The following is a 26057-nucleotide window of genomic DNA, read 5'->3' on the forward strand; positions in this document are numbered from 1 at the left end:
CCGACAATGTTCTATTTGATCGCGGAATGGTTCGAATTCGAAGGGTTGTTCAACCTCTTCCGCTACCAGACGTTTCGTGCGGGCGCGGCGATCCTCACCGCGCTGTTTATCGGCCTGCTGATCGGTCCGAAGCTGATCGCGGTTCTGCGCGTGCGCCAGGGCAAGGGCCAGCCGATCCGCGAGGACGGGCCCAAGACCCACCTCGCCAAGGTCGGCACGCCGACCATGGGCGGGCTGATGATCCTGATCGCGCTGGTGCTCAGCCTGCTGCTGTGGATGGACCTGTCGAGCCCCTTCGTCTGGGCCTGTCTTGCGGTGACCATCGGGTTCGGCGCGATCGGCTTCATGGATGATTACGACAAGGTCACCAAGAACAGCCACAAGGGCGTGTCCGGCAAGGTGCGCCTGCTGATGGAGTTCATCGTCGCAGGCATCGCGGCCTATATCATCGTTAGCCAGATCAACACCTGGCTCTACGTGCCCTTCGTGTCCGACCAGGCGATCCCGCTGGGGCCGTTCTACTACGTCTTCGCCGCGATCGTGATCGTGGGCGCGGGCAATGCGGTGAACCTGACCGACGGGCTCGATGGCCTCGCGATCATGCCGGTGATCATCGCTGCGGGCACCTTCGCGCTGATCGCCTACCTGGCAGGGCGCGCGGACTTTTCCAGCTATCTTGGCATTCCTTATGTCGAGGGCGCGGGTGAGCTGGCGATCTTCTGTGCCTGTATCATGGGCGCAGGGCTTGCCTTCCTGTGGTTCAACGCGCCGCCTGCCAATGTCTTCATGGGCGACACCGGCTCGCTTGCGCTGGGCGGAGCGCTGGGCGCGATCGCGGTCGCGAGCCATCACGAAATCGTGCTCGCCATCGTTGGCGGGCTGTTCGTGTTCGAGGCGCTCAGCGTCATCATCCAGGTCTTCTGGTTCAAGCGCACGGGCAAGCGCATCTTCCGCATGGCGCCGGTCCACCACCACTTCGAACAGCTCGGGTGGAGCGAGACGAAGGTCGTGATCCGCTTCTGGATCATCGCCATCGTGCTCGCACTGATCGGGCTAAGCACGCTGAAGCTGCGGTGATCCTCTCGCCCGCCTGGAAGGGCCGCAAATACGCGGTTCTCGGCCTGGCACGCACGGGCCGGGCGACGGTCGAGGCGCTGCTGGCGGCGGGCGCCGAGGTGACCGCGTGGGACAGCAACGAGGATGTGCGCGAGGCCTTTGCGGGCCGCGTGACGCTGGCCGACCCGGTCGAGACCGACCTGACCGGGTTCGAGGCGGTGCTGGTGACGCCCGGCGTCCCGCTCAACACGCACCCGATCAAGCCACATGCGGACAGGTTCGGCGTTCCGGTGATCGGCGATATCGAGCTGTTCGCGCAGGCCCGCGAGCACCTGCCGCCGCACAAGGTCGTCGGCATCACCGGCACCAACGGCAAGAGCACGACCACCGCGCTGACGCACCACATCCTGAAGACCGCAGGCGTGCCGACCACGATGGGCGGCAATATCGGCCTGCCGATCCTCGGCCAGGAGCCCTTGCCGGAAGGCGGCGTCTATGTGCTCGAGCTGTCGAGCTACCAGATCGACCTGACGTTCAGCCTCGATTGCGAGGTTGCCGTGCTGCTCAACGTGACGCCCGATCACCTCGATCGCTACGAGAGCTTCGAGGCTTACGGTGCGAGCAAATCGCGCCTGTTCGCGATGCAGACACGCGGTCACAATTCCATCGCCCGGTTCACCGATGCGCGCGTCCTCGGCAAGTTCGCCGAAGGCTCGATTGCGAGCATCCTTGAGGACGTGCTCGCGAACCGTGGTTTCGAGCCGAGTGAGCAGGCAGAGTGGCCCTCGCTCCAGGGGCCGCACAATCTCGAAAACGCGGCAGCGGCCATCGAAGCCTGCGACATTCTCGGGCTATCGGGCGCGCACATTCGCGAAGGCTTGCGCACCTTTCCCGGCCTCCCGCACCGCATGGAGCGCGTCGGTGTGCGTGCGGGCGTGCTCTACGTCAACGACAGCAAGGCGACCAACACCGCCGCCGCCGCGCCTGCGCTGGCCGCGTTCGACAAGATCCACTGGATCGTCGGCGGGCAGGCCAAGGAGCCGGGGCTGGGCGAGACAGAACAGCACATCGGCCACGTCACCGGCGCCTACACCATCGGCGAGGCGGGCGACGCCTTTGCCGACGCGCTCGCGCCGCAGTGCCCGGTCAGCCGCTGTGGCACGCTCGACATTGCGGTCCACACCGCCGCGCTCGCCGCGAAGCCCGGCGATACCGTGCTGCTGAGCCCCGCCTGCGCCAGCTTCGACCAGTTCCGCGATTTCGAGGATCGTGGCGACCGCTTCCGCGCGCTCGTCCACGCGCTTGCCGATAGCGAGGCCACGCCATGAACATTGCGCCTGCAACCGCAATTGCCAGCGATCTGCCCGGGCGCAGCGGTCCGCGCCTGACCCAGCGCGCGCGGCTGAAGATCTGGTGGCGCGAACTGGACCATGTCCTGCTCGGCCTGATCGTGCTGCTGATGGCGGTCGGCTGCGCGGCGATCGCCGCCGCCTCGCCCGCGGGCGCGGATCGCCTGTCGAGCGACACGGTCACGCTTGATCCGCTGCACTTCCTTTGGCTGCACCTGCGCTGGCTCGCGGTGGGGATTGCCGCGATGCTCGGCCTGTCGATGCTCAGCCGCGAAAGCGCCCGCCGCTTCGCCATCCTGCTGTCGCTGGGGATGGTCGCCGCGCTGGTGCTCGTGCCGCTGATCGGGACCGAGGTAAACGGCGCGCGGCGCTGGCTGAACCTGGGCTTCTCCTTCCAGCCGTCCGAATTCCTCAAGCCCGGCTTCGCGATCACGCTGGCGTGGATCATGAGCTGGAAGCTCAAGGACCCCAACATGCCGGTGTTCGGTCTGGTGACCGGCGCGCTGGCGCTGGTGGTCGGCCTGCTGATGGCGCAGCCCAATCTGGGCGATGCGATCCTGTTCACCGGCGTGTGGTTCGTGCTGGTGCTGCTGGGCGGCGTGTCCGCGCGCCAGATCGCCGGGCTGATCGCCGCCGGGATCGGCCTGCTGGCGACCGCCTACATGTTTTACGGCAATGCGCGGAACCGGATCGACTCCTTCTTCTCCGGCGGGACCGATTACGATCAGGTCGACCTTGCCCAGCGCACGCTGCTGGCAGGTGGCTGGGACGGCGTCGGCTTCTGGGTCGGGCGCGCCAAGTTCCGCCTGCCCGAGGCGCAGACCGACTACATCTTCTCGGTCGTGGGCGAGGAGTTCGGGCTGATCGCCTGCGCAGGCATCGTGCTGCTGTTCTGTGCCATCGTGCTGCGGGTGCTGATGCGCGCGGCGAGCGAGGAGAACTTCTTCGCGCTGCTCGCCGCATCGGGCCTGATTGCGCAGCTGGGCGGGCAGGCGTTCATCAATATCCTCGTCAACCTCTCGCTGTTCCCGTCCAAGGGAATGACGCTGCCGCTGGTCAGCTATGGCGGGTCGTCGACGATCGCGATATGCTGCGGCTTCGGCCTGCTGCTCGCGCTGACACGGCGCAACCCCTTCCTCACACGAGAAACCGCAGGCCTTCGCAACATGCTCTTCGACAAGGAAAAAGACAGATGAGCGGGGCCAATCGACATTACGTGCTCGCCGCAGGCGGCACCGGCGGGCACATGCTGCCCGCCTTCGCGCTGGCGCAGGAACTGCATCAGCGCGGCCATCACGTGGCGCTGATCACGGACGAGCGCGGGGCGAATATCCCCGGCAAGCCCGACTTCATGCCGGCGCACATCATGCCGGTCGGCCGGTTCGGGAAGAACCCGATCCGCTGGATCAAGGGCGTGAGCAAGGTGATGGAAGGCCGCAGCATGGCCAAGCAGCTGTTCGACAGTTTCGAACCGAGCGCGGTGGTCGGCTTCGGCGGCTATCCCTCGCTGCCCGCGCTGCTTGCCGCGCGCAGTGCGAAGATCCCCAGCGTGATCCACGAACAGAACGCGGTGCTGGGCCGGGTCAATCGCCTGCTCGCCCCGCGGGTGAACGCGATCGCGACCTCTTACCCGCAGGTGCAGCGGATGAAGTCGAGCTGGTCGCGCAAGGTCCATCTGGTCGGCAATCCGGTGCGGCCCGAAGTGCTCGCACTGCGTGACGAACCGTTCCCGACCTTCAGCGAAGACAGCCTGCTCAAAGTGCTGGTGACCGGCGGCAGCCAGGGCGCCAGCGTGCTGGCGCAGGTGGTCCCCGATGGTCTGGCGATGCTGCCGCCCGCGCTGCGCCAGCGCTTGCAGGTGACCCAGCAGTGCCGCCCGGAAGATGTCGGCGCGGTGCGCGAGCGCTATCGCAATCATGACATTCCTGCCGAACTGGCGACCTATTTCGAGAACATGGCCGACCGGCTCGCCGATGCGCACCTGTTCATCGGGCGCGCGGGCGCGTCGACCATTGCCGAACTGACGGCAGTGGGCCGCCCCGCGATCCTCGTGCCCCTGCCGATCGCGACCGACGATCATCAGGCGGCCAACACGCGTGAGATCGTGGAAGCGGGCGGCGCGCGGATGATCCGCCAGAGCGCGTTCACGCCCAAGGAACTGGCACGCCAGATCCAGGTGCTCAGCCAGCGCGCAGGCACGCTCTCCAACGCGGCGCACAAGGCGTGGAATTGCGGACGGCCCGATGCGGTCAAGGAACTGGCCGATCTGGTCGAAAGCTTCGGCGGCGCCGAATTGATGGATGTGATCCGGGTGGGTCAGAACAATGCGCGCGGCGCGTCGCAGGGCGTGCCCGTGGGGCAGGGCGCAGCGCGCGATGCCGCAGAGGAGCCTGCTTCGTGAAGGGTGTCGCAACCGATATCGGGATGATCCACTTTGTCGGCATCGGCGGGATCGGCATGTCCGGCATCGCCGAGGTGATGCACAACCTGGGCTATCAGGTGCAGGGCTCCGACATTGCCGAGGGCCCCACGGTCGAACGGCTGAGGAAGCGCGGGATCGAAGTCGCGATCGGCCACGCGCGCGAGAATGTCGATGGCGTAGCGGTGGTGGTCACCTCCACCGCGGTCAAGCGGACCAATCCGGAAGTCGAGGCGGCGCTGGAAAACCGCATCCCCGTGGTCCGCCGCGCGGAAATGCTCGCCGAGCTGATGCGCCTGAAGTCGACCATCGCGATTGCGGGCACGCACGGCAAGACGACCACCACCAGCATGATCGCCGGCCTGCTCGACTGCGGAGAGATCGACCCGACGGTGATCAATGGCGGGGTGATCGAGCAGTTCGGCTCCAACGCGCGGCTCGGCGATAGCGACTGGATGGTGGTGGAGGCCGACGAGAGCGACGGCAGCTTCCTGCGGCTCGACGGGACCATCGCGGTGGTCACCAATATCGACCCCGAACACCTCGACCATTACGGCGATTTCGAAGGCGTGAAGCGCGCCTTCGTCGAGTTCATCCACAACGTGCCGTTCTACGGCGCGGCGATCCTGTGCGTCGACCACCCCGAAGTGCAGGCGGTGATCGCAAAGGTGCGCGATCGCCGGGTGATTACCTACGGCTTCTCGCTGCAGGCGGATATCTGCGCGGTGAATGTGAAGCCGGAGGCGGGCGGCAACCGGTTCGACGTGATGGTCCGCCAGCGCGGGCAGGAAGATCGCCGGATCGAGAACGTGTTCCTGCCGATGCCGGGGCGGCACAACGTTCAGAACGCGCTCGCCGCGATTGCGGTCAGCCTCGAAATGAACTGCTCGGACGAGGTGATCCGCGAAGGTTTCGCCCGCTTCGGCGGCGTGCGGCGGCGCTTCACCCGGGTCGGCACCGTGCCGGTCGCAGGCGGCAGCGCGACCGTGATCGACGACTATGCCCACCACCCGGTGGAAATCCGCGCCGTCCTTTCCGCCGCGCGGGAAAGCGTGGATGCGATGGACACGCCTGCGCGGGTGATCGCGGTCATGCAGCCGCACCGTTTCTCCCGCCTTGGCGAACTGATGGGCGACTTCCAAGCCTGCTTCAACGAGGCTGACCAAGTCTACGTCGCGCCGGTCTATGCTGCGGGGGAAGACCCGGTCGAGGGTGTCGATGCCGCGGCTTTGGTCGACGGGATCAAGTCGCTCGGCCACCGCCACGCGCAGACCATCGCGGATCGCGAAGAGCTGGTCCGCACGCTCGCCCCCCAGCTGGAGCCGGGCGATCTGGTGCTGTGCCTTGGCGCGGGCGACATCACCAAGTGGGCGGCGAAGCTGCCCGGCGAATTGCAGGCCGCGCGCGAGCAGGTGAACGCATGAGCGAGACGCTCAGCCTTCCAGCCGAAAAGCTGCCCGATGTGCGCGGAAAGCTGACGCAGCATGCCCCGCTTGCCAAGCTCGTCTGGTTCAAGGCGGGCGGTGCGGCGGATTGGCTGTTCGAACCGGCCGATGTGGACGACCTGTGTGCGTTTGTGCGCGACCTCGACCCCTCTGTGCCCCTCTTGCCGCTGGGGCTGGGATCGAACCTGATCGTGCGCGACGGTGGGGTGCCCGGGGTGACCATCCGCCTCGGCAAGTCCTTTGCAAAGATAGAGACTGCGGGCGATCACACGCTCCATTGCGGCGCGGGCGCGCATGGGGTGCTGATCGCATCCACCGCGCGTGACAACGGCATTGCCGGGCTCGAATTCCTGCGCGGTATCCCCGGCACGCTGGGCGGTTTCGTCCGCATGAACGGTGGTGCCTACGGGCGCGAAACCGCCGATGTGCTGGTCGAATGCGACGTGGTGCTGCGCGATGGATCGCTCAAGACGCTGCCGGTCGCAGAGCTTGGCTACACCTACCGCCACTCGCAGCTGCCCGAGGGCGCGGTGGTGGTCGCAGCACGACTCAAGGGCGAGGCGGGCGATCCCGAAGCGATCGGCGCGGAGATGGAGCGGATCGCGCAGGCGCGCGAGGAAAGCCAGCCTGTGCGGACCAAGACCGGCGGCTCCACCTTCAAGAACCCGCCGGGCGACAAGGCATGGCAGCTGGTCGATGCCGCAGGCTGTCGCGGAATGATGCGCGGCGGCGCGCAAGTCTCCGAAAAGCACACCAACTTCCTCATCAACACCGGCACCGCGACCAGCGCGGATATCGAGCAGCTGGGCGAAGATGTCCGCGCGAAGGTGCGCGCAAACTCGGGCGTCGAGCTCGAGTGGGAAATCCAGCGGGTAGGGCGCAAATGATCCTCTCCAAGAAACTCCACGTCGCCGTGCTGATGGGTGGCTGGGCTAATGAACGGCCCGTCTCGCTGATGAGCGGGGAGGGCGTTGCCAAGGCGCTCGAGGCTCGTGGCCACACAGTCACGCGGATCGATATGGACCGGCAGGTCGCCGCGCGGATTGCCGAGGCGAAGCCGGATATCGTGTTCAACGCGCTGCATGGCGTGCCGGGTGAAGATGGCACGGTGCAGGGCATGCTCGACCTGATGGGCGTACCCTATACCCACAGCGGCCTTGCGACCTCGGTGATCGCGATCGACAAACAGCTGACCAAGCAGGCGCTGGTTCCGCGCGGCATTCCCATGCCCGGCGGGCGGATCGTCAAGACCGACGACCTCTACGAAGGCGACCCGCTGCCGCGGCCCTATGTGCTGAAGCCGGTCAACGAAGGCTCTTCGGTCGGGGTGGCGATCGTCACCGACGAGAGCAATTACGGCAATCCGATCGCGCGCGATGCGAAGGGCCCGTGGCAGGAATTCCCCGAACTGCTCGCCGAACCCTATATTCGCGGGCGCGAGCTGACCACGGCGGTGGTCGGGGGGAAGGCGCTGGGCGTTACCGAATTGATCGTCGAGAGCGGGTTCTACGATTTCGAGAACAAGTACACCGACGGGCGCACGCGCCACGTCTGCCCGGCAGAAATCCCCGAGGATATTGCCGAGGCGTGCCTGCACTACGCGCTAGAGGCGCACCGCATCCTCGGCTGCAAGGGCACCAGCCGCACCGATTTCCGCTGGGACGACCAGCAGGGGCTGGACGGGCTGTTCGTGCTTGAAACAAACACCCAGCCGGGCATGACCCCGCTCAGCCTGGTGCCCGAGCAGGCGAAATACTGCGGAATGAGCTACGAGGATCTGGTCGACACGATTATCGCCGATGCGCTCGCAGACAGGGGAGGACATGATGGCGCGCAAGGTCAAGCGTAAGGCAACCGGCGTTCGCCGCGCGGCCACGTCGCGTTCGCGTGCGTCGAAGGCCCGGGCGGCAACCCGGCAGAGCAAGGGCGCGGTCAACACCGCACTCAACGCGCTGCCGATCAGCCAGCGGCAATTGCAGGGCGGCTTCCTCGCGCTGATCCTCGCGGGCGCGGCGGCGCTGGCGTGGATGGTCGCCAGCGCGGCGGGCGTGCCCGCATTGCTGCACCAGCAGCTCGCCACCAGCGCGGGCGCGGCGGGTTTCCAGATGCGCAATATCGACCTTACCGGGGTCGAGCGGATGAACCGCCTCAAGGTGTACGAAGAGGTGATGGAGCATCGCGGTACGCCGATGCCGCTGCTCAACCTGGCGGCGATCCGCGATGACTTGCGGCGCATGCCATGGGTCGCCGAGGCGCGCGTCTCGCGCCAGCTGCCGGACAAGCTGGTGATCGATATTCAGGAACGCACGCCCCACGCGGTGCTGGTCAAGCCCGACCGGCTGGTGCTGATCGACCGCAACGGGATTGAACTCGATCCGATTTCGGAGAAGGACGCGCAAGGGATGCTGCGCATTTCCGGCGCGGGCGCTGCGCAGCAGATCGAGTCGCTCGATCACGTGCTCGCCGCCGCGCCCGCGCTCCAGCCGCAGATCGCCAGCGCGCACCGGATCGGGGAGCGGCGCTGGAACATCGTGTTCAAGACCGGCCAGATCCTCGCCCTGCCGCAAGGTGAGGACGAGGCGGCCGAGGCTTTCATCGATTTCGCCCGGATGGACGGGCTCTATCGCCTGCTGGGGGGCAAGGCGACCGTGATCGATCTGCGCGTGCCCGATCGCTACGTCTTGCGGGAGCCCGGACGCGCGGACCGGTTCGCCAACAAGGGGAGTGCGGAATAATGGCTGCAGCACGTATTGCGCGAGTCTTCGGCGCGGTGAACCTTGGGTCGTTCCGCGTCTCCGCCATGATCATGGGCCTGACCGAGGGCGGCGAGATGATCGTGCTCGGCTCATCCCACCGGGCCAGTGCGGGCGTGCGGCGCGGCTACGTCACCGACAGCCAGGCTGCGACCCACGCGATCCGCGAGGCGGTCGAGCGGGCGGAGAAAGACGCCGGCACCGCGATCGAGAGCGTGTGGGTCGGCTGCGCGGGCGCAGGGCTGGGTAGCCGCGTTTCGCGGGTCGAGATCCCGATCAACGGCCGCCGGATCGAGGAAGAGGACGTCGACCACCTGCTGGTCACCGCGCGCGACACGCTGGAGCCCGACGGGCGGATGGTGCTGCACGCGCAGCCCGCGCATTACTCGGTCGATGGCCCGCACGGCGTTGCCAACCCGGTCGGCCTCTATGCCGAACAGCTGGGGGTGGACGTGCACATCCTGCTCGCCGACGGGGCCCCGATCCGCAATATCATCACCGCAGTGCAGAGCGCGCATCTGACGGTCGAAGGCGTGGTCGCCGCGCCGATCGCTTCGGCACACGCTGCGCTCACGCCCGAGGAACGCGAGCTTGGCACCGCCTTGATCGAGATCGGCAGCGACGTGACCAATGTCGCGGTTCTGCGCAACGGCATGGTCCAGGCGATGCGGGCGATCCCGCTCGGCTCGGGCGATATTACCGATGCGATTGCGAGCCGGTTCGGCATTCGTCGCCAGCATGCCCAGCGGCTGAAGTGCGTGTCGGGCTCGGCGCTTGCCAGCCCCAGCGATCATCGCGAGCAGGTGCCGGTCGATCCCGACGATCCGCGGGCCGGTTCGATCAACCGCGCCGATCTGGTGGCGGTGGTCACCGAACAGCTCGGCCGGATCACCGACGAGGCGGGCAAGGCCTTGAAGGCGATGGATTTCGCGGGGGCTCGCGGCGGGCCTGCCGTGCTTACCGGGGGCGGGGCGGAACTGCCCGGCAGTGCGGAGTTCGTCCAGAACGCGCTGGGCCGGCCGGTGCGCATCGGCAAGCCGCAGACGCTGCGCGGCCTGCCGCCGGCCCATTCCTCGCCCGGGTTTTCCACGCTAGTGGGGCTGTGCATTTACGCGGCGCGGGACCCGGTGGACATCCGCACCGTTAAGGCCAAGTACCAGTCGCAGACGCGCGCGCGCGGGCTGGGCCTGGTCAACCGGGTCTGGCGCGCCGGGCGCGACTATTTCTGATCGCCCGGCCATAGAGGCCCAAATGCGCGAGTAATGTGGAAAAGACCGTGGATAACCATTAAGGTTCGCGGCGCTTTCTGCCACACGAATATATTGAGAAATCGGCAAGAGAGCCGCCGGTTTCACGGAGTGAAGACCTTATGAGCATCAATATCGGCCCCGACCCTTCCGACGATCTGCGCCCCCGGATCACGGTTATCGGCGTCGGCGGTGCCGGCGGTAACGCCATCGCCAACATGATGGAGGCCGACATCGAGGGTGTCGACTTCATCGTTGCCAACACCGATGCGCAGTCGCTCAGCACCTCCCCCGCAGAGCACCGCATCCAGCTCGGTCCGGAAAGTACCGGCGGCCTGGGCGCGGGCGCGCGGCCCGAACTGGGCAAGGCGGCGGCCGAAGAGACGGTCGATCAGATCGAGGAAGCGCTCGAGGGCGTGAACATGTGCTTCATCGCCGCCGGGATGGGCGGCGGCACGGGCACCGGCGCTGCGCCGGTGATCGCGGAGGCCGCGCGGCGCAAGAACGTGCTGACCGTCGGCGTGGTGACCAAGCCGTTCCTGTTCGAAGGCACGCGCCGGATGCGCGCCGCCGAGGCGGGGATCGAAGAGCTTCAGCGCCATGTCGACACGCTGATCGTCATTCCCAACCAGAACCTGTTCCTGATCGCCAAGCCGGAAACCACCTTCAAGGAAGCGTTCCGCATGGCGGACGAGGTGCTGCAGCAGGGCGTGCGCTCGATCACCGACCTGATGGTGATGCCGGGCCTGATCAATCTCGACTTCGCCGACGTGAAATCGGTGATGGAAGAGATGGGTAAGGCGATGATGGGCACCGGCGAGGCCGAGGGCGATAACCGCGCCCGCGAGGCTGCGGAACAGGCGATCGCCAATCCGCTGCTCGACGGCGTGTCGATGGCGGGCGCCAAGGGCGTCATCATCTCGATCATCGGCGGCGAAGACATGAAGCTGCTCGAAGTGGACGAGGCGGCGAACCACATCCGCGACCTGGTGGACGAAGACGCGAACATCATCTGGGGTTCGGCGTTCAATCCCAATCTCGAAGGCAAGATCCGCGTCTCGGTCGTCGCGACCGGGATAGACGACGGCGTGAGCAGCCACTCTGCATCGCCGCGCAGCGCGATGGCCTCTGTTCCCGAACCGCGCCCGGCCAAGCGTCCGGCGCTCGATTTTGCCGAGCGTGGCGAATCGGACGAGCGCGGGGGCGAGCCGCAGGGCGCCAGCCCGGCAATGCCGCAGTCGTTCGGTGAGCCGTCCTCCGGCGGTGCGCGTATGAGCAGCGACTACAGCGAAGACTATCACGAAGATGGGGCCGAGGATGTCGACGGCATCGTCGATCCGCTCGCCGGTCTGCGCAACGAAGATGAAGACGACGCGCCCGCAGCCGCGCCCGAACCTTCCGCCGACGCGCCCTTCGCCCGCCCCTCCGGCGAGCGGAAGCGGTTCGACGGTAACCCGGCGGACGATTGGGGCAGCGCGTCGGACGACGACGATACGCTCGACCTGGGCGAAGCGCAGGAGGCACCCCCGCGCTCCGGCGATGACTCCGACGAGCTGGTGCTGGGCGAAGACGCTGGCGAGGAAGCGCCCGAGCCGGAGCCCGCGCCATCGCGCGGTCGCCGTCGCGGGCTCGTTTCGGGAGAGGGCGATGCGCAGCGCAAGCCTGCGCCCCCGCTGCCGCAGGGCGGTGGTGGCGGCACGCTGTTCGAACGGATGGCCAAGCTGTCCCGTGGCGGAGCACCCGAAGAGGATGATGACGAGGACGATGATGGCTCCTCCCTCAATATCCCGCGGTTTCTCGGGCGACAGAACAACCAGTAACGGCGACGAACCGCGCCGTTCCCGGCGCAAGGGGCTGTTCAGCGCGCAGCGGCATGACTAGAACCCGCAGGATGACGGGTTGCAAGCTTCTGCGCGCCATGCCGACGGCGCTTTCTCTCGTGCTGGTGGCCGGCGGTGCGCCGGCGCTGGCGCAATCTGGCGATACGGTGTCGCGCGCGGTGGTCCAGCCGCTGCCGCCTGCCGCGTCCGACGATCTCAACGCCGCGCTGCTGCGGCTTGCGGCGGATCGGCGCGATGTCGATGCGCTGATCTCCGCCGGGCTCGCCTCGCTCTCGCTAGACGATATCGATGCGGCGATTGGCTTCTTCGGACGCGCCAAGGAATTGTCGCCGGAGAATCCCCGGATCGCTGAGGGGATGGGTGCTGCCTACGTGCGATCAGGCCGCCCGGTCGAAGCGCTGAGCCTGTTCGAGCAGGCCGATCAGGCGGGGATCGGCACCGGCACGCTATGGGCGGACCGAGGTCTCGCCTATGATCTGGTTGGCCAGAACGACGCCGCGCAGACCGCTTATCAGCGGGCGCTGCAAGGCAAGAACGACCCTGCGGTGCGGCAGCGTCTGGCGCTCAGCTACGCGATCGCGGGCAACCGCGAGGCGTTCGAGGAAGAGCTGCGACCCCTGCTGGAAGAGCGCGACTACAACGCGTACCGTACCCGTGCATTTGGCCTCGCCGTGCTCGGTCAGGCAGACGAGGCGCTGGAGATCGCCCGCGCGGTGATGCCGCGCGATCTGGCGGGGCGGATGGAGCCTTACCTGCGGTTCATGCCGCGCCTGACGAAGTCGCAGCAGGCGGCGGCCGCCAATCTCGGCCTCTATCCTTCGGCCACCCGGATCGGGCGCGACGATCCGCGCATTGCGAGCGCGGCGGGCGCGGCCACGCCCGGCGCAGCCGCTCCCACACCGAACGGCGCCGAGCAGGGGGCGAGCGTTGCCAGCAGCACGCCGACCGTGCGCGACCTGCGCGATCCGCTCTCGCGCACCTTCATGCGTCCTTCGCGCACACGCGTGGCGATCCAGATCCCGCCGCCGCCCGTGCGGCAGCCCGAACCCGAGACCCAGCCCGCGCCGGAACAGCAGGTCGCTGCGCAGCAGGCGGGCGAGCTGGCCCCCGCCACGTCGCAGCAGGCAACGGGCGCAGCAGCTCGCGTGGCCGAAGCCGCCGCTCCGTCGGGGCAGGCTGCCCCTGGCCTGATCGGCCCCGAAATGGGCCAGCCCGAATCACGTCAGGCAGCGCCTGTCTTCGCCGCAGCCCAGAACCGCCAGCCCGCCAGCCCCCCGGCGACGGGGCCGGTCGATCTGGCAGACGCTTTTGCCGACTTCGCGGAGCCGACCGGCGTCGATGTGGTCGGCGGCGATGTGGTCGACATCAGCGCGATCACGCCCAAGCGGGAGAAGAAGGAGCCGCCGCCACCGCCGCCCGCGCCGCGCCGGATATGGCTCCAGCTGGGAATCGGCCAGGATCTTGCCCTGCTGCGCAGCGACTGGCGGCTCAAATATCGCAAGATCGACGGGCTGAAGGGGGCGGAGCCCTTCACCATCGCGTGGGGTCAGACCAATCGGCTGCTGGCCGGGCCGTTCGACAGCCAGGCCGATGCGCGCAAGGCGCTCAACGCGCTGTCTGCCGACAATATCGATTCCTTCATCTGGACCAGCCCGGAAGGCGCTGCGGTCGAGCCGCTGGGCTGATCCGGCCCGGCGGTTCATCCCCGGAAAAGTGCTTTTCCCACAAGGCGTGAACAGGGTTAATGCTTTTGCACCGCTGGCTTGCCCGGCGGGTTTGCGTGCGCCCCTGTGCTTCGCCCAAGAGGTGGTGAGAAAGACAGACGGGTATAGGGATCGCCAATGGAAACCGCTTTGAACGACAATATCGGCAGCGAATACGGCGCGCCGATGGATGTGCTCGCCGCGCTGTTCGACGCGCGCGGCTGGGCGCTGGACACCCATGCCGACGAAGAGCTGGGCGGCGAAATCCAGGGGGCCTGGGTCAAGTACCAGCTGCGCGCGGTGCTCCGCCCGCAGGACGGCGTGCTGCAGCTGATCTGCCTGCCCGATATCCGGGTCAGCAAGGAACAGCTGATGCCCGCCTACGAACTGCTCAGTCTGGTCAACGAGCAGGTCTGGCTCGGGCATTTCGATATCTGGAGCCAGGGCCGCGTGCTGGTCTATCGCCACGGCGCGCTGCTGGCGGATGACGGGATGCTGTCGATCAGTCAGGCGCAGGCGCTGATCGAAAACGCGGTCGATGAATGCGACCGCTTCTATCCGGCGTTCCAGTTCGTGCTGTGGGGCAACAAATCACCCGAGGACGCGCTTGAAGCGGCGATGATCGACGCGGCGGGCGAAGCGTGAGCGAAAACCGCAGAAATGCGTCATCGAATCTGAACAGGTGTTAAGCCTAAAAAGCGCAGCTCAGCCTTGAATTTCGGGCGGTTTGTCGCGATATTGAGCGATGAACCGGCGCATATCGCAGCCGGCAAATGGAGTGGCTTGAAAATGGCTAACTGGGACGACCGCACACGGCAGGGTTTCGGCTCTGTGCCGCGCGCCGGGGGCGATGTCGCCTCGCGCACGACCTTCGACGCAGGGCTGCGCAAGTACATGCTCTCGATATACAACTACATGTGCTCGGGCGTGCTGCTGACCGGCATCGTCGCGCTGCTGACCTATCAGTCGGGCCTCGCGGTGACTTTCGCGAGCGGGCCGCTGATGTGGATCGTCGCGCTGTCGCCGCTGGCGATCGTGTTCGCGATGAGCTTCGGCGCGCAGAAATTCAGCCAAGGCACGCTGCAGCTGATGTTCTGGGGCTTTGCGACACTGATGGGTCTTTCGCTTTCCACGTTGTTCTTCCAGTACACGCAGGGTTCGATCGCTGCGACGTTCTTCGCGACGGCCGGCGCTTTCGCTGGGCTTAGCCTGTTCGGCTACACCACCAAGAAGGACCTGTCCGGCTGGGGCAGCTTCCTGATCATGGGTGTGATCGGCATCCTTATCGCGATGGTGATCAACATCTTCCTGCAGTCGGCTGCGCTTGAACTGGCCGTCAGCATCCTCGGCGTGCTGATCTTCGCAGGGCTCACCGCGTACGACACGCAGCGGCTCAAGAGCGACTACCAGCGCCTGCGTGGCACCAGCTGGGAAGGCAAGTCGATCATCCTGGGGGCGCTGAGCCTCTACCTCGACTTCATCAACATGTTCCTGTTCCTGCTGCGCTTCATGGGTGCGGCGCGCGACTAACGCCGGATCCGGCAGGACGAACCCGAAACGAGACGCCCGGGGCGGATTTTCCGCTTCGGGCGTTTTCACATGCCTCGTAATGGGTTATTGGTGCCGTAACGCGAATAATGGTCGCCGCAACGCTTCCACCCCGGAGCGTCCGAGCAGATCCGCGATGGGAGCTTTTCGATTATGTCCGACGACCTGAAGTCGCCGCTGCGCATCACCTTTGTCGCTGGTGCCCTGAGCCTGCTGGCCGCCTGCGCCACGCCCGCGCCGCCGCCGCCTCCTCCGCCTCCTCCGCCACCGCCGCCAATCCCCGCGCGACCGATCCCGCCGATGGGCGCGGCTGCGACCATGCTGATTCCGCAGGTGGCGCCCGATGGCGTTCGTCAGACCGTAAACGCCTATGTGACGCCTGCGCAGACGACCTGGAACGTGCGCTCCGCCTTCAACGTGGCCGCGCTCAACTGCCTTGCGCCCCAGCACGCGAACATCCTTGAGAACTACAAGGTGTTCCTGACCAACTTCGACAAGCCGCTCGACAAGGCGAACGACAAGGTCGAGGCGGAGTTTCGCGACAAGTACGGCGACCGCAGGACGGGCCGGGCCGAACTCGATAACTACATGACCAAGGTCTACAACTATTTCACCATGCCACCCGCCAAGCAGGCGTTCTGCGATGCGGCGCTGGAGCTGAGCAACGAATCCGTGCTCGTCGCTCCCGCGGATCTGGAAAGCTTCTCGGCTAGGGCACTCGCCCGGTTCGAAGGCGTGTTCGAGGATTTCTTCCGCTCCTTCGAACGCTACGAAACCAATCTCGCGACGTGGGACCGTCTCTACGGCACTCCCGCCGGGCTCTACCCCAGCTACGGGCCGACCACGCAGGTGGCCGATAACGACACCGTGCCGGGCACCGAAACCAGGGTTCTGCTCAACGCGCCGATCGACAATCCCGGCGGCCAGTCGGTGACCATCCCGCAGGAGACGCAGAGCATCGACGTGATGCCCAGCACTGCGGCCACCGAAGGCACCCAGCAGCCCACCACGGGCCAGGTCGTCCTTCCCGAGACCGCCACCGCCAGCACGGCGGGCGACCTTCAGGGTCCGCAGGCCCCGGATCCGTCGCGCTGACGAACAGAAACCCGTCGAAAGGCCTTGCGTCTCTTGACGGGTTCGTTATTGGGCGCGCTCTCGTGCAGAAACGCATCGCGTGCTCTGCGCTTACCACACCTGAACGGGGCCGTAGCTCAGTTGGGAGAGCGCGTCGTTCGCAATGACGAGGTCAGCGGTTCGATCCCGCTCGGCTCCACCAGGTGACGGTTTTTCAGGGGCTCGCACAACCCGGTGCGGGCCTTTTTCGTTGCCATGTTCGGCGCACGCTTTCCCGCAACCGGCCAGTGGCCGCGCGCATGGCCGAGCGGAGCGGGCGAAAAACTGGCAATCCCCGTCAATTCGGCTTACCTGCGACGCAATGCATTTTCTCGATCAAGCCAAAGTCTATCTGAAGTCCGGCGCGGGCGGCCCTGGGGCCGTCAGCTTCCGGCGTGAGAAGTATATCCAGTATGGCGGCCCCGACGGCGGTAACGGCGGCAAGGGCGGCGATGTGGTGTTCGTGGCGGTCGCCGGGCTGAACACGCTGATCGATTTTCGTTACGCACAGCATTTCAAAGCCAGCCGTGGCGGACACGGCATGGGCCGCGACCGCACAGGCGCGGGCGCAGACGATCTGATCGTCGAAGTGCCGGTGGGCACGCAGGTCCTGTCCGAGGACAAGGAAGAGATTCTCGCCGACTTCACCGAGGTCGGCCAGCGTATCACCCTGCTTCATGGCGGGATGGGCGGGCGCGGCAACGCCAGCTACAAGACCAGCACCAACCGCGCGCCGCGCCAGCACCAGCCGGGCGAGCCTGGCGAGGAGATGTGGGTGTGGCTGCGGCTCAAGCTACTTGCCGATGTGGGGCTGGTCGGGCTGCCCAACGCGGGCAAATCGACCTTCATCAACCAGGTCACCAATACCCGCGCCAAGGTCGGCGACTATGCCTTCACCACGCTGGTGCCCAAGCTTGGCGTGGTGCGCCACAAGGGTCGTGACTTCGTGCTCGCGGATATTCCCGGCCTGATCGAAGGCGCGGCGGAAGGCGCGGGCATCGGCGACCGGTTCCTGGGTCATATCGAACGCTGCCGGGTGCTGATCCACCTGATCGACATTGCGGGTGACGACCCGGCCGAAGCGATGCGCACGGTCGAGGCCGAGCTTGAAGCCTATGGTGCCGGGCTCGAGGACAAGCCGCGCATCGTCGCGCTCAACAAGCTGGACCTTGCCGATGGCGAACTGGCCGAGGCGTTCGGCGACGAGCTGAAGGCGGCGGGTGCCGATGCGGTCTATCCCGTTTCGGGCGCGACCGGTGCGGGCGTTGAGGCGCTGCTGGATGCTGTGCTCGGCTATCTGCCCGATCGCACCGCTCTCGAGCGCGAAAGCGAGGGCGGGGTGAGCCATCCGGCCGAAGAGTCCGGGTTCGACGGGGAAGAGCCCGGCGAGGGGGAAGAGACATGGTCGCCGATCTGATTTTGGGATCGGACGAGCGCGTCGGATGACTCTGGCGCTGACCGGCGGCACCGGTTTCGTCGGGCAGGCGGTACTCGACCTGCTCGAGGATTCCGGGGAGCGGGTGCGCGTGCTCGCGCGCAAGGTGCCGGAAAACCGGCGCGGATTCCGCTGGGTCGACGGCAGCCTCAACGAACCCTTCAAGCTCGCGCATCTGGTCGCCGATGCCGAATGCGTGATCCATATTGCCGGGCTGACTCGCGCGACCAACCCCGACCATTTCGAGATCGTCAACGTCACCGGCACGCTCAACGTGGTCGAGGCGGCGGTGCGTGCGGGGGCGAAGCGGCTGGTGTTCGTCTCCTCGCTCGCGGCGCGGGAGCCCGAGCTGTCGGCCTATGGCGCGTCGAAACGCCGTGCGGAGACGATCGTCGCCGCAAGCGGGCTCGACTGGACGATAGTGCGCCCGCCCGGCGTCTACGGCCCGCGCGACACCGACTACCTTGAGATGTTCCGCGCCGCGACCAAGGGCGTGCTGCCCGTGCCTGCCGGGGGCCGCAGCTCGATGATCCATGTGCAAGACCTCGCGCGCCTGCTGCTCGCGCTGCGCGAAGGTGGGGAGGGGATTACGCACGAGATTTTCGAGCCCGACGATGGGCGCGATGGTGGCTGGACCCATGCGGACATGGCGCGTGCGATCGGCGATGCGGTGGGCAAGACGGTGTTCCCGATCCCGCTGCCCATCTTCGCGCTTCACGCAGCTGCGATGATCGACGAGCGGGTGCGCGGCCGTAATGCGCGGCTGACCCGCGACCGCGCAGGCTACCTCGCGCACAAGGATTGGACGGTTCGCCGTGATCGCGCCGTGCCGCCTGCTGTCTGGCGACCCGAGATACTCACCCAGAACGGTCTGCGCGACACCGCGCAGTGGTATCGCGAAGCGGGGATGCTCTAGCTCGTTCTACCCCGGCGATCGGGCTAGAGGAACGGTTCCTCGCCCGGCTTGTGGATGCCGCATTCGACCTTGTCCCAGCCTTTCCACCGGCCCGAGCGCGGGTCTTCGCCCGGCGCGACCTTGTGGGTGCACGGCTCGCACCCGATCGAGGGGAAGCCGCGCGCGACCAGCGGGTGGCGGGGGAGATCGTGTTCTTCGAAATAGGCCGCGATCCGCGCGGCGTCCCAGTCGATCAGCGGATTGATCTTGAGCCGACCGGCGGCATCGGAATGGTCGATCTCGAACCGGGGCAGGTCCGCGCGGGTTGCCGCCTGAAACGCCTTGCGGCCGGTCAGGGTCGCATCGAACCCGGCAAGCGCGCGGGCCAGCGGGCGGACCTTGCGCAGATCGCAGCAGCCGTCGGGGTCGTAGGACCAGCGCAGGCCGGTTTCGTCACGCTCGGCCAGCTCCGTCTCGTCCGGCGTCAGGATGCGCAGGTCGGTCAGGCCGAGTTCGCCGATCAGCGTGTCGCGATAGGCCAGCGTTTCGGGGAAGTGCTTCAGCGTGTCGAGAAACAGCACCGGGGTCGCCTGGTCCACCTGCGCCACCTGATGCAGCAGCACCGCGCTTTCCGCGCCGAAGCTGGAGACGATCGCGACCCGCCCCGCCAGCCCGCCGGTGAGCACGGCATCGAGGAGCGAAGACGTGTCCGCATCGGCGAAGCGCGTGTTGAGCAGGTCTGCCTGCCCCTGCGTGAAGCGTGCAGAAGAATCGATCCGGTCGACATCGCGCGCGAGGCGTTGCGGCGCGTTCACCGCGCGTCCCCGCCACCATGCCGCAGCGCCCAGATCGGCGTGCGCGGGTCCGCCGCGCTCTGATAGACTTCGGGGAAGCGCGCGAAGGCGGCCTCGGCATCGGCTATGTCGATCGGCTCGTCGGGCGCGAAGGCATCGAACCCGCAGCGACGCATATAGGCCAGCTGGTCGACCAGCACGTCACCCACCGCGCGCAGCTCGCCCGCAAAGCCAGCTTCGCGCAGGATTCGCGCGGCGGAATAGCCGCGCCCGTCGGTGAAGGCGGGGAAGGCGATGTCGACCCGGGCCAGCCGATCGAGATGGGCCAGCAGTTCGCGCGCGTCGCCGCCCGGTTCGATCCGCACCGCGACCGCGTTGGTCTGCTCGGCAAAGGCCTCCAGCGTCACCGCAGGCTCCATGCAGGGCGTATCGTCGCGCAGGCGGATGGTGGCTGCCTCAGGCATAGAGCGCCTCCTTGAACGGGGCCATGCCGATCCGGCGGTAGGTGTCGAGGAACCGCTCGCCATCCTCGCGTTCGCGCAGGTAGACGTCGGCGGCGGTCTCGACCGCATCGACGATGCCATGCTCGTCGAAGCCGGGGCCGGTGATCTTGGCGAGGCTGGTGTCCTCCGCCTCGCTTCCGCCGAGCAGCAGCTGGTAGTTCTCGGTGCCTTTGCGGTCGACGCCGAGGATGCCGATGTGACCTGCATGGTGGTGCCCGCAGGCGTTGATGCAGCCCGAGATTTTCAGCTTCAATTCGCCCAGCGCGGCTTCCTTGCCGTTTGCGGCGAACCGTTCCGAAATGCGCTGCGCGATGGGGATCGAGCGGGCATTGGCGAGGCTGCAATAGTCGAGGCCTGGGCAGGCGATGATATCGCCCATGAGATCCGCATTGGGCGTACCCATGCCCGCCTCGCTCAGCGCCTGCCACAATGCGTAGAGATCGGCCTTGCTGACATGCGGCAGTACGACGTTCTGCGTGTGCATCACGCGCAGCTCGTCGAAGGAGTACTTCTGCGCCAGATCGGCCAGCACGCGCATCTGCGCATCGGTCGCGTCGCCGGGGATGCCGCCGACCGGCTTGAGACTGACGATGGCCGAGACGTAGCCCGGCATCTTGTGCGCATGCGTATTGTGATCGAGCCAGACCGCGAAATCGGGGTCCGAGCGGTCCACGTCTTGCCCAGCGTCGGGCATGTCGGGGTCGCGGAAATACTTCTTGATCCGCTCCAGCTCGGCCAGCGGGGGCTCGACACCCTGCTCCAGCAGGTGAGCGAATTCCTCCTCCACCTGGCGGGTATATTCTTCCGCGCCGAGTTCATGGACGAGGATCTTGATCCGCGCCTTGTACTTGTTGTCGCGCCGTCCGTAGCGGTTGTAGACGCGCAGGCACGCCTCCGAATAGGTCACCAGCTGGTCGAGCGGTACGAAATCACGGATCAGCGGGGCAATCATCGGGGTGCGGCCCATGCCGCCGCCGACGTAGAACTGCGCACCAAGCTCTCCGTCACGCTCGACGATCCGGATACCGATATCGTGCAGCCGCATGGCCGCGCGATCCTGTTCGCTCGCGATCACGCAGATCTTGAACTTGCGGGGGAGGTAGGAAAATTCCGGGTGGAAGCTCGACCACTGGCGAAGCAGCTCGGCATAGGGGCGCGGGTCCGCCACCTCGTCCGCCGCAGCGCCCGCAAAATGGTCGGAACTGATGTTGCGGATGCAGTTCCCGCTGGTCTGGATCGCGTGCATCTCCACGCTCGCCAGATCGGCGAGGATGTCGGCCGCGTCCTCCAGCTTGATCCAGTTGTACTGGATGTTCTGGCGGGTGGTGAAATGGCCGTAGCCGCGATCGTACTTCTCGGCGATCGTCGCCAGCATTCGCATCTGACCGCCGTTGAGCGTGCCATAGGGAATCGCCACGCGCAGCATGTAGGCGTGCAATTGCAGGTAGAGGCCGTTCATCAGCCGCAGCGGCTTGAACTGGTCTTCGCTCAGCTTGCCCGCCAGCCGGCGTTCGCACTGGTCGCGAAACTCGGCCACGCGGGCATCGACCATGGCCTGGTCGTATTGGTCGTAGGCGTACATCAGATTACCTGTTCGATCGCTTGCGGATCATCGGGTTTGAGAGTGAGGTCGGGGCGCACCGTGGGGCCGAGCGCGCGGACGCGCTCCTTGATATGCGAAGGGCGCGGGGTGCCGTCGGGGCCGGGTGCGGCCTCGACCACGTAGGGCACGTTGACGCGGCGCGCGGCTTCCTCGCGGGTGGCGATGGCCTCTGCGTCATCGCCCGCGTCGACAGCGTCCTCGATCAATGTGGACCAGCCATCGCCGGTCCACCAGGTGACCGCGCCGGTCTTCAGGTTGTTGCCGGTGATGAGGTTCACTGCGCTGCCTCCATGGCCCGGGCGGCAATCTGCGCATCGGTGCGCGCGGTGACCTCGCCGATCACGATCAGCGCCGGGGAAGTGACGCCTTCGTGCTCGACGAGGTCGGGCAGGCCCGCAAGGAGCCCGCGCAGGACGCGCATGTTGGGGCGCGCGCCATTCTCTATCACCGCGACAGGCATGTCGGGCGACAGACCGTCCGCCATCAGCTTGTCCGCGATGTCGCCTGCGGTCTTCACGCCCATGTAGATCACCAGCGTGCGGCCCTTGCCGGCGAGGCCGGACCAGTTCTGGTCGCTCAATCCCTTGCACTGGCCGGCGACGAAGCTGACGATGCTGGAGGCGTCGCGGTGCGTCAGCGCGATCTGCGCCGCGGCAGCCGCGCCGTTTGCGGCGCTGATGCCAGGCACGATCTCCACGCGCACGCCAGCGGCGCGAGCCGCCTCGGCTTCTTCACCGCCGCGCCCGAAGATCAGCGGATCGCCGCCCTTGAGCCGCACCGGAGAGCGCCCGGCCTTCGCCTCGCGCACCAGCAGGGCGTTGATGTCTTCCTGCGGGAGGGTGTGTTTCGAGCGGCGCTTGGCGACCGAGATCAGCATAGCGCCTTTGCGCGCCATCGCCAGAATTGCAGGGTCGACCAGCCCGTCATGCACGATCAGGTCCGCCCCCTCGATCAGGCGCGCGGCGCGCAGGGTGAGGAGGTCGGGGTCGCCGGGGCCTGCGCCCACGAGGTAAATTGTGCCGGTATCTGCCATGCGAGGGTACATGGCGGGAGCGACGGATGCGCGCCAACCAGAATGGGTTCGCGTGCGGCTAGCTATTCTTTAGCGGCAGGTTTATCCGATTTCGCGCGAGTCTGCTGAAGCGCCGCGATCAGCTGGTCGAGCCCCTCCGCATTGCGCAGGTTGATATCGCGCTGGGGGAAGGGAATCTCGACCTCGTGTTCCTGAAACAGGTGCCACAGCTTCTTGAGCACCGCGCTCTTCACATTGCCGGTGCCCGCCTCAGGGTCGGTGATCCACACGTGGATGATGAAGTTGACGCTGCTGTCGCCATACCCGTCCAGCCAGACGGTCGGCGGGGGGGATTTCAGCACCCGGTCGCACGACAGCGCGGCCTCCAGCATCAGTTCTTCGGCCTTGTCGATATCCGCGTGGTAGCTGATCCCGACCGGCACCTGCATGCGTACGTTGCGGCTGGAATAGGACCAGTTTTCGACCTGATTGATCATCAGGTTCTCGTTCGGGATCAGGTATTCCTTCTGGTCGCGGGTGGTGATCGAGACCGCGCGAATGCCGATCTTGCGGATCTGCCCGAAGGTGGAGACACCCGCCTGATCGGCGATGGCAATCACGTCGCCCGGTTTGATCGACTTGTCCATCAGCAGGATGATCCCCGCGATCAGGTTGCCGAAAGTCTTCTGCAGGCCGAAACCGATGGCAAGGCCGAATGCGCCGGAGAACACGGTCAGCGCGGTCAGGTCTATCCCGAGCAGGTCGATCCCTATCAGGATCGCCATGCCCCACACACCGATGGTGACGATCTTCTCCGCCAGCAGGCGGCGGGTCTGGTCGAGCCGGGTGACGCGCGCCAGCCCGAGATGCGCGAGCTTGCTGCCGAAGAACGCGAACGCGAAGACGCCGATGGTCACGGCGATGAAGACTATGCCGGACCACACCGAAATCGTCATCGAACCTACGTCGATCGACATGCCTTGAAGCGACTGGATCACGTCGCCCACGGTCTGGCTCTGCTGGCCGACCGCCTGGGCAAGTTCGTCCGCCGCCTTCACCGAATCGGTGGGCGATGCGGTGGGCGCGGGGATTGGAGTGGCGGCAGCGGTTGCCCCGTCGCTGGGCACTGCTTGCAGGATCACCTGTTCGCCCGACTGCAGCGGATCGGCGCTGGCCGTGGGCGTGGGGCTTGGGCTCGCTCCGGGGTTCAGAACCGCCTCGGTTGCGGAAGTGGGGCCGACGCCAGACATCAGCTATGCTTGATCGTGACGAAGGCGCGGTCAAGGTCCGCGATCAGGTCATCCGCATCTTCCAGCCCGATGGCGAGGCGAATGCCGAGATGGTCTTCCTCGCGCCAGCCGGGCTTGGGCCAGTCACTCGCGCTGCGGATGCGCGCGGCATCGAAGGGCAGGGCAAGGCTTTCGAACCCGCCCCAGCTGTAGCCGATGCCGAACAGCTCCAGCGTGTCGACGAACGCGGCGCGCTGTTCGCTGGTGTGGCCGGCCAGCACGAAGCTGAACAGACCGCACCCGCCGCTGAAATCGCGCGCCCACAGATCGTGGCCGGGCGACCCTTGCACCATCGGGCACAGCACATGCGCAACCTCGGAGCGGTCTTTGAGCCAGTGCGCGATTTTCAGCGCGCTGGCGGTGCTCTGCCTGAGGCGCAGCGGCATGGTGCGCAGGCCCCGGGCGACCAGCGCGGCATCGTCGGGCGAGACCACCTGGCCGAGGCTCTGCGCGGTATGGCGTAGCTTGGCGTAATACGTGGCCCCCGCGCTCGCCGCGCCCATCATCACGTCCGAGTGGCCGCCCGCATGCTTGGTCAGCGCGGTAATGGTGATGTCGCAGCCATGCTCCAGCGCGGGAAAGCCCAGCCCGGTGGCCCAGGTATTGTCGATGAGGACGGCCGCGCCCCTATCCTTGGCGATTGCCGCCAGGTGCGGGACGTCGGGCACTTCCATTGTCAGGCTGCCGGGGGTCTCCAGCATCACGGCGGTGGTCCGGTCGTCGAAGGCGGCTGCGTAGGCCTCGTGATCGGCGGGATCGAAAAAGCGCGCTTCCACGCCCCACCGCTTAAGCAGGCCGGATGCGATCGAGCGCGTCGGTTCGTAGACATTGTCCTGCACCAGCAGCACGTCACCCGGTTCCAGCACGCTCATCATCGCGCCTGCCAGCGCGGCGGTGCCGCTGGGATAGAGCATGGTGCCCTCGGCACCCGGCTCCAACTGCGTCAGCGCCTCGGCCAGCGACCACTGGGTCGGAGCGCCCCGGCGCCCATAGTGGAAATGACCGTCCTCGTTATGCGCAAGCGCGGCGATCCGGTCGGCTTCGCTCTCGTAAAGATGCGTGCTGCCGCGCCAGATCGGCGGATTGACCACCGGTCCGGTCCACTCCTCGCGCCGCCCGGCGAGGACGGCGGCGGTGCTGGCTCCGGTCGGTTTGTCGATCTTGCTCAGCGGGCTTCTCCGGTTTCCTTGGGTGTGTCGGGGTCTGCGCCCCATTCGCTCCAGCTGCCGTCATAGAGAGCGGTCTGCGGAGCGCCGAGCAGCCGCGACGCGAACAGCAGGACCGACGCGGTTACGCCGCTGCCGCAGGTGGTCACGATCGGGCGGTCGAGATCGAGGCCTGCCTTGTCGAACAGCGCGCGCAGCGTCTCGGGATCGCGAAACGTGCCATCCTCCGCGAGCACATCGCGGAAGAACAGGTGCCGCGCGCCGGGAATGTGCCCGCCGGGCAGGCCGTGCACCGTGTCTTCTACGCTGCCGGTAAAGCGGCCAGCATCGCGCGCGTCGACCACCTGCTCGCGATGATCGTCGAGATTGGCGAGCATCGCCGCCTTGTCGCGAATGTCGGTGATCCGCACCGTGGTCGCCGGGCGATCCATCGCGGCTATCTCGGGTGTCCCGCTTTCCAGCGGCCGGCCTTCGGCCTTCCACTTCGTCAGTCCGCCGTCGAGGACTGCGATATTGCCGAGGCCTGCGAGGTCGAGCAGCACCCATGCGCGGCACGCGCTGCGTAGATCGGAATCGTCGTACAGCACGATCCGCGTCTGCGCGCCGATGCCGCGCTCGCCCAGCCAGCGCGCGACCCGTTCACCGTCGGGCACCTTGCCGGGCAGGGCGGATGCGGGATCGTGCAGCCCGGCGAGGTCGAGGAAGCGGGTGCCGGGGATATGCGCGGCTTCGAATTCGGCGCGCGCATCACGCTCGGCCATCGGCAGGTGCAGCGAGGCATCGAGCACCGCGAGGTCGGGCGCGGCCAGCTCTTCGGCCAGCCGCTCGGTCGAAACGAGCATGTCCATTGCCAGCGCGGATAGCCGGTCGGCCCCCGGCTTGTCGA

The 26057-nt window shown here is 66.8% G+C and carries 24 protein-coding genes and 1 tRNA gene; 17 read left to right on the forward strand and 8 right to left on the reverse strand.

Annotated features, from left to right (window positions below; all coding sequences use genetic code 11):
- Positions 1-6: 6 nt before the first annotated feature.
- From mraY to K7H93_RS12840, 17 genes are all read left to right on the forward strand, one after another.
- On the forward strand, positions 7-1077 hold the full coding sequence (gene mraY, locus K7H93_RS12760; RefSeq protein ID WP_010238857.1) for a phospho-N-acetylmuramoyl-pentapeptide-transferase: 1071 nt from the start codon (positions 7-9) through the stop codon (positions 1075-1077).
- Complete coding sequence (gene murD, locus K7H93_RS12765) at positions 1074-2384, forward strand: UDP-N-acetylmuramoyl-L-alanine--D-glutamate ligase (RefSeq protein WP_230783939.1); 1311 nt, start codon at positions 1074-1076, stop codon at positions 2382-2384. The genes mraY and murD overlap by 4 nt, the downstream gene beginning before the upstream one ends.
- Positions 2381-3601, forward strand: a complete 1221-nt coding sequence (locus tag K7H93_RS12770) for an FtsW/RodA/SpoVE family cell cycle protein (RefSeq protein WP_230783940.1) — start codon at positions 2381-2383, stop codon at positions 3599-3601. The genes murD and K7H93_RS12770 overlap by 4 nt, the downstream gene beginning before the upstream one ends.
- Positions 3598-4806, forward strand: a complete 1209-nt coding sequence (murG, locus tag K7H93_RS12775) for an undecaprenyldiphospho-muramoylpentapeptide beta-N-acetylglucosaminyltransferase (RefSeq protein WP_010238849.1) — start codon at positions 3598-3600, stop codon at positions 4804-4806. The genes K7H93_RS12770 and murG overlap by 4 nt, the downstream gene beginning before the upstream one ends.
- On the forward strand, positions 4803-6248 hold the full coding sequence (gene murC, locus K7H93_RS12780) for a UDP-N-acetylmuramate--L-alanine ligase (protein WP_230783941.1): 1446 nt from the start codon (positions 4803-4805) through the stop codon (positions 6246-6248). The genes murG and murC overlap by 4 nt, the downstream gene beginning before the upstream one ends.
- Positions 6245-7156 carry a UDP-N-acetylmuramate dehydrogenase gene (gene murB, locus K7H93_RS12785; protein WP_230783942.1) on the forward strand — a complete coding sequence of 304 codons (912 nt, stop codon included), beginning with the start codon at positions 6245-6247 and terminating at the stop codon, positions 7154-7156. The genes murC and murB overlap by 4 nt, the downstream gene beginning before the upstream one ends.
- Positions 7153-8118: a D-alanine--D-alanine ligase gene (locus K7H93_RS12790; RefSeq protein WP_230783943.1), complete on the forward strand. Its 966-nt coding sequence runs from the start codon at positions 7153-7155 to the stop codon at positions 8116-8118. The genes murB and K7H93_RS12790 overlap by 4 nt, the downstream gene beginning before the upstream one ends.
- Complete coding sequence (locus K7H93_RS12795; protein ID WP_230783944.1) at positions 8069-9004, forward strand: cell division protein FtsQ/DivIB; 936 nt, start codon at positions 8069-8071, stop codon at positions 9002-9004. Before K7H93_RS12790 ends, K7H93_RS12795 begins: the two co-directional genes overlap by 50 nt.
- Positions 9004-10251, forward strand: coding sequence for a cell division protein FtsA (ftsA, locus tag K7H93_RS12800; RefSeq protein ID WP_010238836.1), 1248 nt, complete (start codon positions 9004-9006; stop codon positions 10249-10251). The genes K7H93_RS12795 and ftsA overlap by 1 nt, the downstream gene beginning before the upstream one ends.
- A 140-nt stretch (positions 10252-10391) precedes the next feature.
- On the forward strand, positions 10392-12089 hold the full coding sequence (ftsZ, locus tag K7H93_RS12805; protein WP_230783945.1) for a cell division protein FtsZ: 1698 nt from the start codon (positions 10392-10394) through the stop codon (positions 12087-12089).
- A 98-nt stretch (positions 12090-12187) separates the two neighbouring features.
- Positions 12188-13795 carry an SPOR domain-containing protein gene (locus K7H93_RS12810; RefSeq protein WP_230783946.1) on the forward strand — a complete coding sequence of 536 codons (1608 nt, stop codon included), beginning with the start codon at positions 12188-12190 and terminating at the stop codon, positions 13793-13795.
- Between the two features lie 156 nt (positions 13796-13951).
- Entirely contained in the window at positions 13952-14458 is a 507-nt protein-coding gene (locus K7H93_RS12815; RefSeq protein WP_010238830.1) for a type III secretion system chaperone family protein, read from the forward strand.
- Positions 14459-14602: 144 nt separating this feature from the next.
- Positions 14603-15343, forward strand: a complete 741-nt coding sequence (locus K7H93_RS12820; protein ID WP_230783947.1) for a Bax inhibitor-1/YccA family protein — start codon at positions 14603-14605, stop codon at positions 15341-15343.
- Positions 15344-15514: 171 nt separating this feature from the next.
- Entirely contained in the window at positions 15515-16456 is a 942-nt protein-coding gene (locus K7H93_RS12825; protein WP_230783948.1) for a hypothetical protein, read from the forward strand.
- Positions 16457-16561: 105 nt separating this feature from the next.
- Positions 16562-16637: transfer RNA gene (locus K7H93_RS12830), tRNA-Ala, on the forward strand.
- Positions 16638-16796: 159 nt separating this feature from the next.
- A complete protein-coding gene (obgE, locus tag K7H93_RS12835; protein WP_230783949.1) occupies positions 16797-17891 on the forward strand; it encodes a GTPase ObgE in 1095 nt (364 codons plus the stop codon).
- A 25-nt stretch (positions 17892-17916) separates the two neighbouring features.
- Positions 17917-18825, forward strand: a complete 909-nt coding sequence (locus tag K7H93_RS12840; protein ID WP_230783950.1) for an NAD-dependent epimerase/dehydratase family protein — start codon at positions 17917-17919, stop codon at positions 18823-18825.
- A 23-nt stretch (positions 18826-18848) separates the two neighbouring features.
- On the opposite strand, the gene K7H93_RS12845 is transcribed toward K7H93_RS12840, so the two are convergent.
- The 8 genes from K7H93_RS12845 to K7H93_RS12880 form a co-directional block, all read right to left on the reverse strand.
- The gene (locus K7H93_RS12845) at positions 18849-19619 is read right to left on the reverse strand and encodes a phosphoadenylyl-sulfate reductase (protein ID WP_230783951.1); all 771 of its coding nucleotides are present in this window, start codon (positions 19617-19619) and stop codon (positions 18849-18851) included.
- On the reverse strand, positions 19616-20062 hold the full coding sequence (locus K7H93_RS12850; protein WP_230783952.1) for a DUF934 domain-containing protein: 447 nt from the start codon (positions 20060-20062) through the stop codon (positions 19616-19618). Before K7H93_RS12850 ends, K7H93_RS12845 begins: the two co-directional genes overlap by 4 nt.
- Positions 20055-21683 (reverse strand): nitrite/sulfite reductase, encoded by a 1629-nt coding sequence (locus K7H93_RS12855; RefSeq protein WP_230783953.1) that lies wholly within the window; start codon positions 21681-21683, stop codon positions 20055-20057. Before K7H93_RS12855 ends, K7H93_RS12850 begins: the two co-directional genes overlap by 8 nt.
- A complete protein-coding gene (locus tag K7H93_RS12860) occupies positions 21683-21982 on the reverse strand; it encodes a DUF2849 domain-containing protein (protein ID WP_230783954.1) in 300 nt (99 codons plus the stop codon). Before K7H93_RS12860 ends, K7H93_RS12855 begins: the two co-directional genes overlap by 1 nt.
- Complete coding sequence (gene cobA / locus K7H93_RS12865; protein ID WP_230783955.1) at positions 21979-22737, reverse strand: uroporphyrinogen-III C-methyltransferase; 759 nt, start codon at positions 22735-22737, stop codon at positions 21979-21981. Before cobA ends, K7H93_RS12860 begins: the two co-directional genes overlap by 4 nt.
- Before the next feature lie 62 nt (positions 22738-22799).
- On the reverse strand, positions 22800-23966 hold the full coding sequence (locus K7H93_RS12870) for a mechanosensitive ion channel family protein (protein ID WP_230783956.1): 1167 nt from the start codon (positions 23964-23966) through the stop codon (positions 22800-22802).
- A complete protein-coding gene (gene metC, locus K7H93_RS12875; protein ID WP_230783957.1) occupies positions 23966-25219 on the reverse strand; it encodes a cystathionine beta-lyase in 1254 nt (417 codons plus the stop codon). The genes K7H93_RS12870 and metC overlap by 1 nt, the downstream gene beginning before the upstream one ends.
- The gene (locus tag K7H93_RS12880; RefSeq protein WP_230783958.1) at positions 25171-26019 is read right to left on the reverse strand and encodes a sulfurtransferase; all 849 of its coding nucleotides are present in this window, start codon (positions 26017-26019) and stop codon (positions 25171-25173) included. Before K7H93_RS12880 ends, metC begins: the two co-directional genes overlap by 49 nt.
- Between the last annotated feature and the right edge of the window lie 38 nt (positions 26020-26057).

The organism is Citromicrobium bathyomarinum (assembly GCF_021021475.1).
Classification (GTDB): Bacteria; Pseudomonadota; Alphaproteobacteria; order Sphingomonadales; family Sphingomonadaceae; genus Alteriqipengyuania; species Alteriqipengyuania bathyomarina.

What these genes read in the sequence shown, in the direction of transcription:
- mraY (WP_010238857.1), top strand. Translation starts at nt 7, where the DNA reads ATGTTCTATTTGATCGCGGAATGGTTCGAATTCGAAGGGTTGTTCAAC.
- K7H93_RS12770 (WP_230783940.1), top strand. Translation starts at nt 2,381, where the DNA reads ATGAACATTGCGCCTGCAACCGCAATTGCCAGCGATCTGCCCGGGCGC.
- murG (WP_010238849.1), top strand. Translation starts at nt 3,598, where the DNA reads ATGAGCGGGGCCAATCGACATTACGTGCTCGCCGCAGGCGGCACCGGC.
- murB (WP_230783942.1), top strand. Translation starts at nt 6,245, where the DNA reads ATGAGCGAGACGCTCAGCCTTCCAGCCGAAAAGCTGCCCGATGTGCGC.
- K7H93_RS12790 (WP_230783943.1), top strand. Translation starts at nt 7,153, where the DNA reads ATGATCCTCTCCAAGAAACTCCACGTCGCCGTGCTGATGGGTGGCTGG.
- K7H93_RS12795 (WP_230783944.1), top strand. Translation starts at nt 8,069, where the DNA reads ATGCGCTCGCAGACAGGGGAGGACATGATGGCGCGCAAGGTCAAGCGT.
- ftsA (WP_010238836.1), top strand. Translation starts at nt 9,004, where the DNA reads ATGGCTGCAGCACGTATTGCGCGAGTCTTCGGCGCGGTGAACCTTGGG.
- ftsZ (WP_230783945.1), top strand. Translation starts at nt 10,392, where the DNA reads ATGAGCATCAATATCGGCCCCGACCCTTCCGACGATCTGCGCCCCCGG.
- K7H93_RS12810 (WP_230783946.1), top strand. Translation starts at nt 12,188, where the DNA reads ATGCCGACGGCGCTTTCTCTCGTGCTGGTGGCCGGCGGTGCGCCGGCG.
- K7H93_RS12815 (WP_010238830.1), top strand. Translation starts at nt 13,952, where the DNA reads ATGGAAACCGCTTTGAACGACAATATCGGCAGCGAATACGGCGCGCCG.
- K7H93_RS12820 (WP_230783947.1), top strand. Translation starts at nt 14,603, where the DNA reads ATGGCTAACTGGGACGACCGCACACGGCAGGGTTTCGGCTCTGTGCCG.
- K7H93_RS12825 (WP_230783948.1), top strand. Translation starts at nt 15,515, where the DNA reads ATGTCCGACGACCTGAAGTCGCCGCTGCGCATCACCTTTGTCGCTGGT.
- obgE (WP_230783949.1), top strand. Translation starts at nt 16,797, where the DNA reads ATGCATTTTCTCGATCAAGCCAAAGTCTATCTGAAGTCCGGCGCGGGC.
- K7H93_RS12840 (WP_230783950.1), top strand. Translation starts at nt 17,917, where the DNA reads ATGACTCTGGCGCTGACCGGCGGCACCGGTTTCGTCGGGCAGGCGGTA.
- K7H93_RS12850 (WP_230783952.1), bottom strand. Translation starts at nt 20,062, where the DNA reads ATGCCTGAGGCAGCCACCATCCGCCTGCGCGACGATACGCCCTGCATG.
- K7H93_RS12855 (WP_230783953.1), bottom strand. Translation starts at nt 21,683, where the DNA reads ATGTACGCCTACGACCAATACGACCAGGCCATGGTCGATGCCCGCGTG.
- cobA (WP_230783955.1), bottom strand. Translation starts at nt 22,737, where the DNA reads ATGGCAGATACCGGCACAATTTACCTCGTGGGCGCAGGCCCCGGCGAC.
- K7H93_RS12870 (WP_230783956.1), bottom strand. Translation starts at nt 23,966, where the DNA reads ATGTCTGGCGTCGGCCCCACTTCCGCAACCGAGGCGGTTCTGAACCCC.
- metC (WP_230783957.1), bottom strand. Translation starts at nt 25,219, where the DNA reads ATGGGGCGCAGACCCCGACACACCCAAGGAAACCGGAGAAGCCCGCTG.
- K7H93_RS12880 (WP_230783958.1), bottom strand. Translation starts at nt 26,019, where the DNA reads ATGGACATGCTCGTTTCGACCGAGCGGCTGGCCGAAGAGCTGGCCGCG.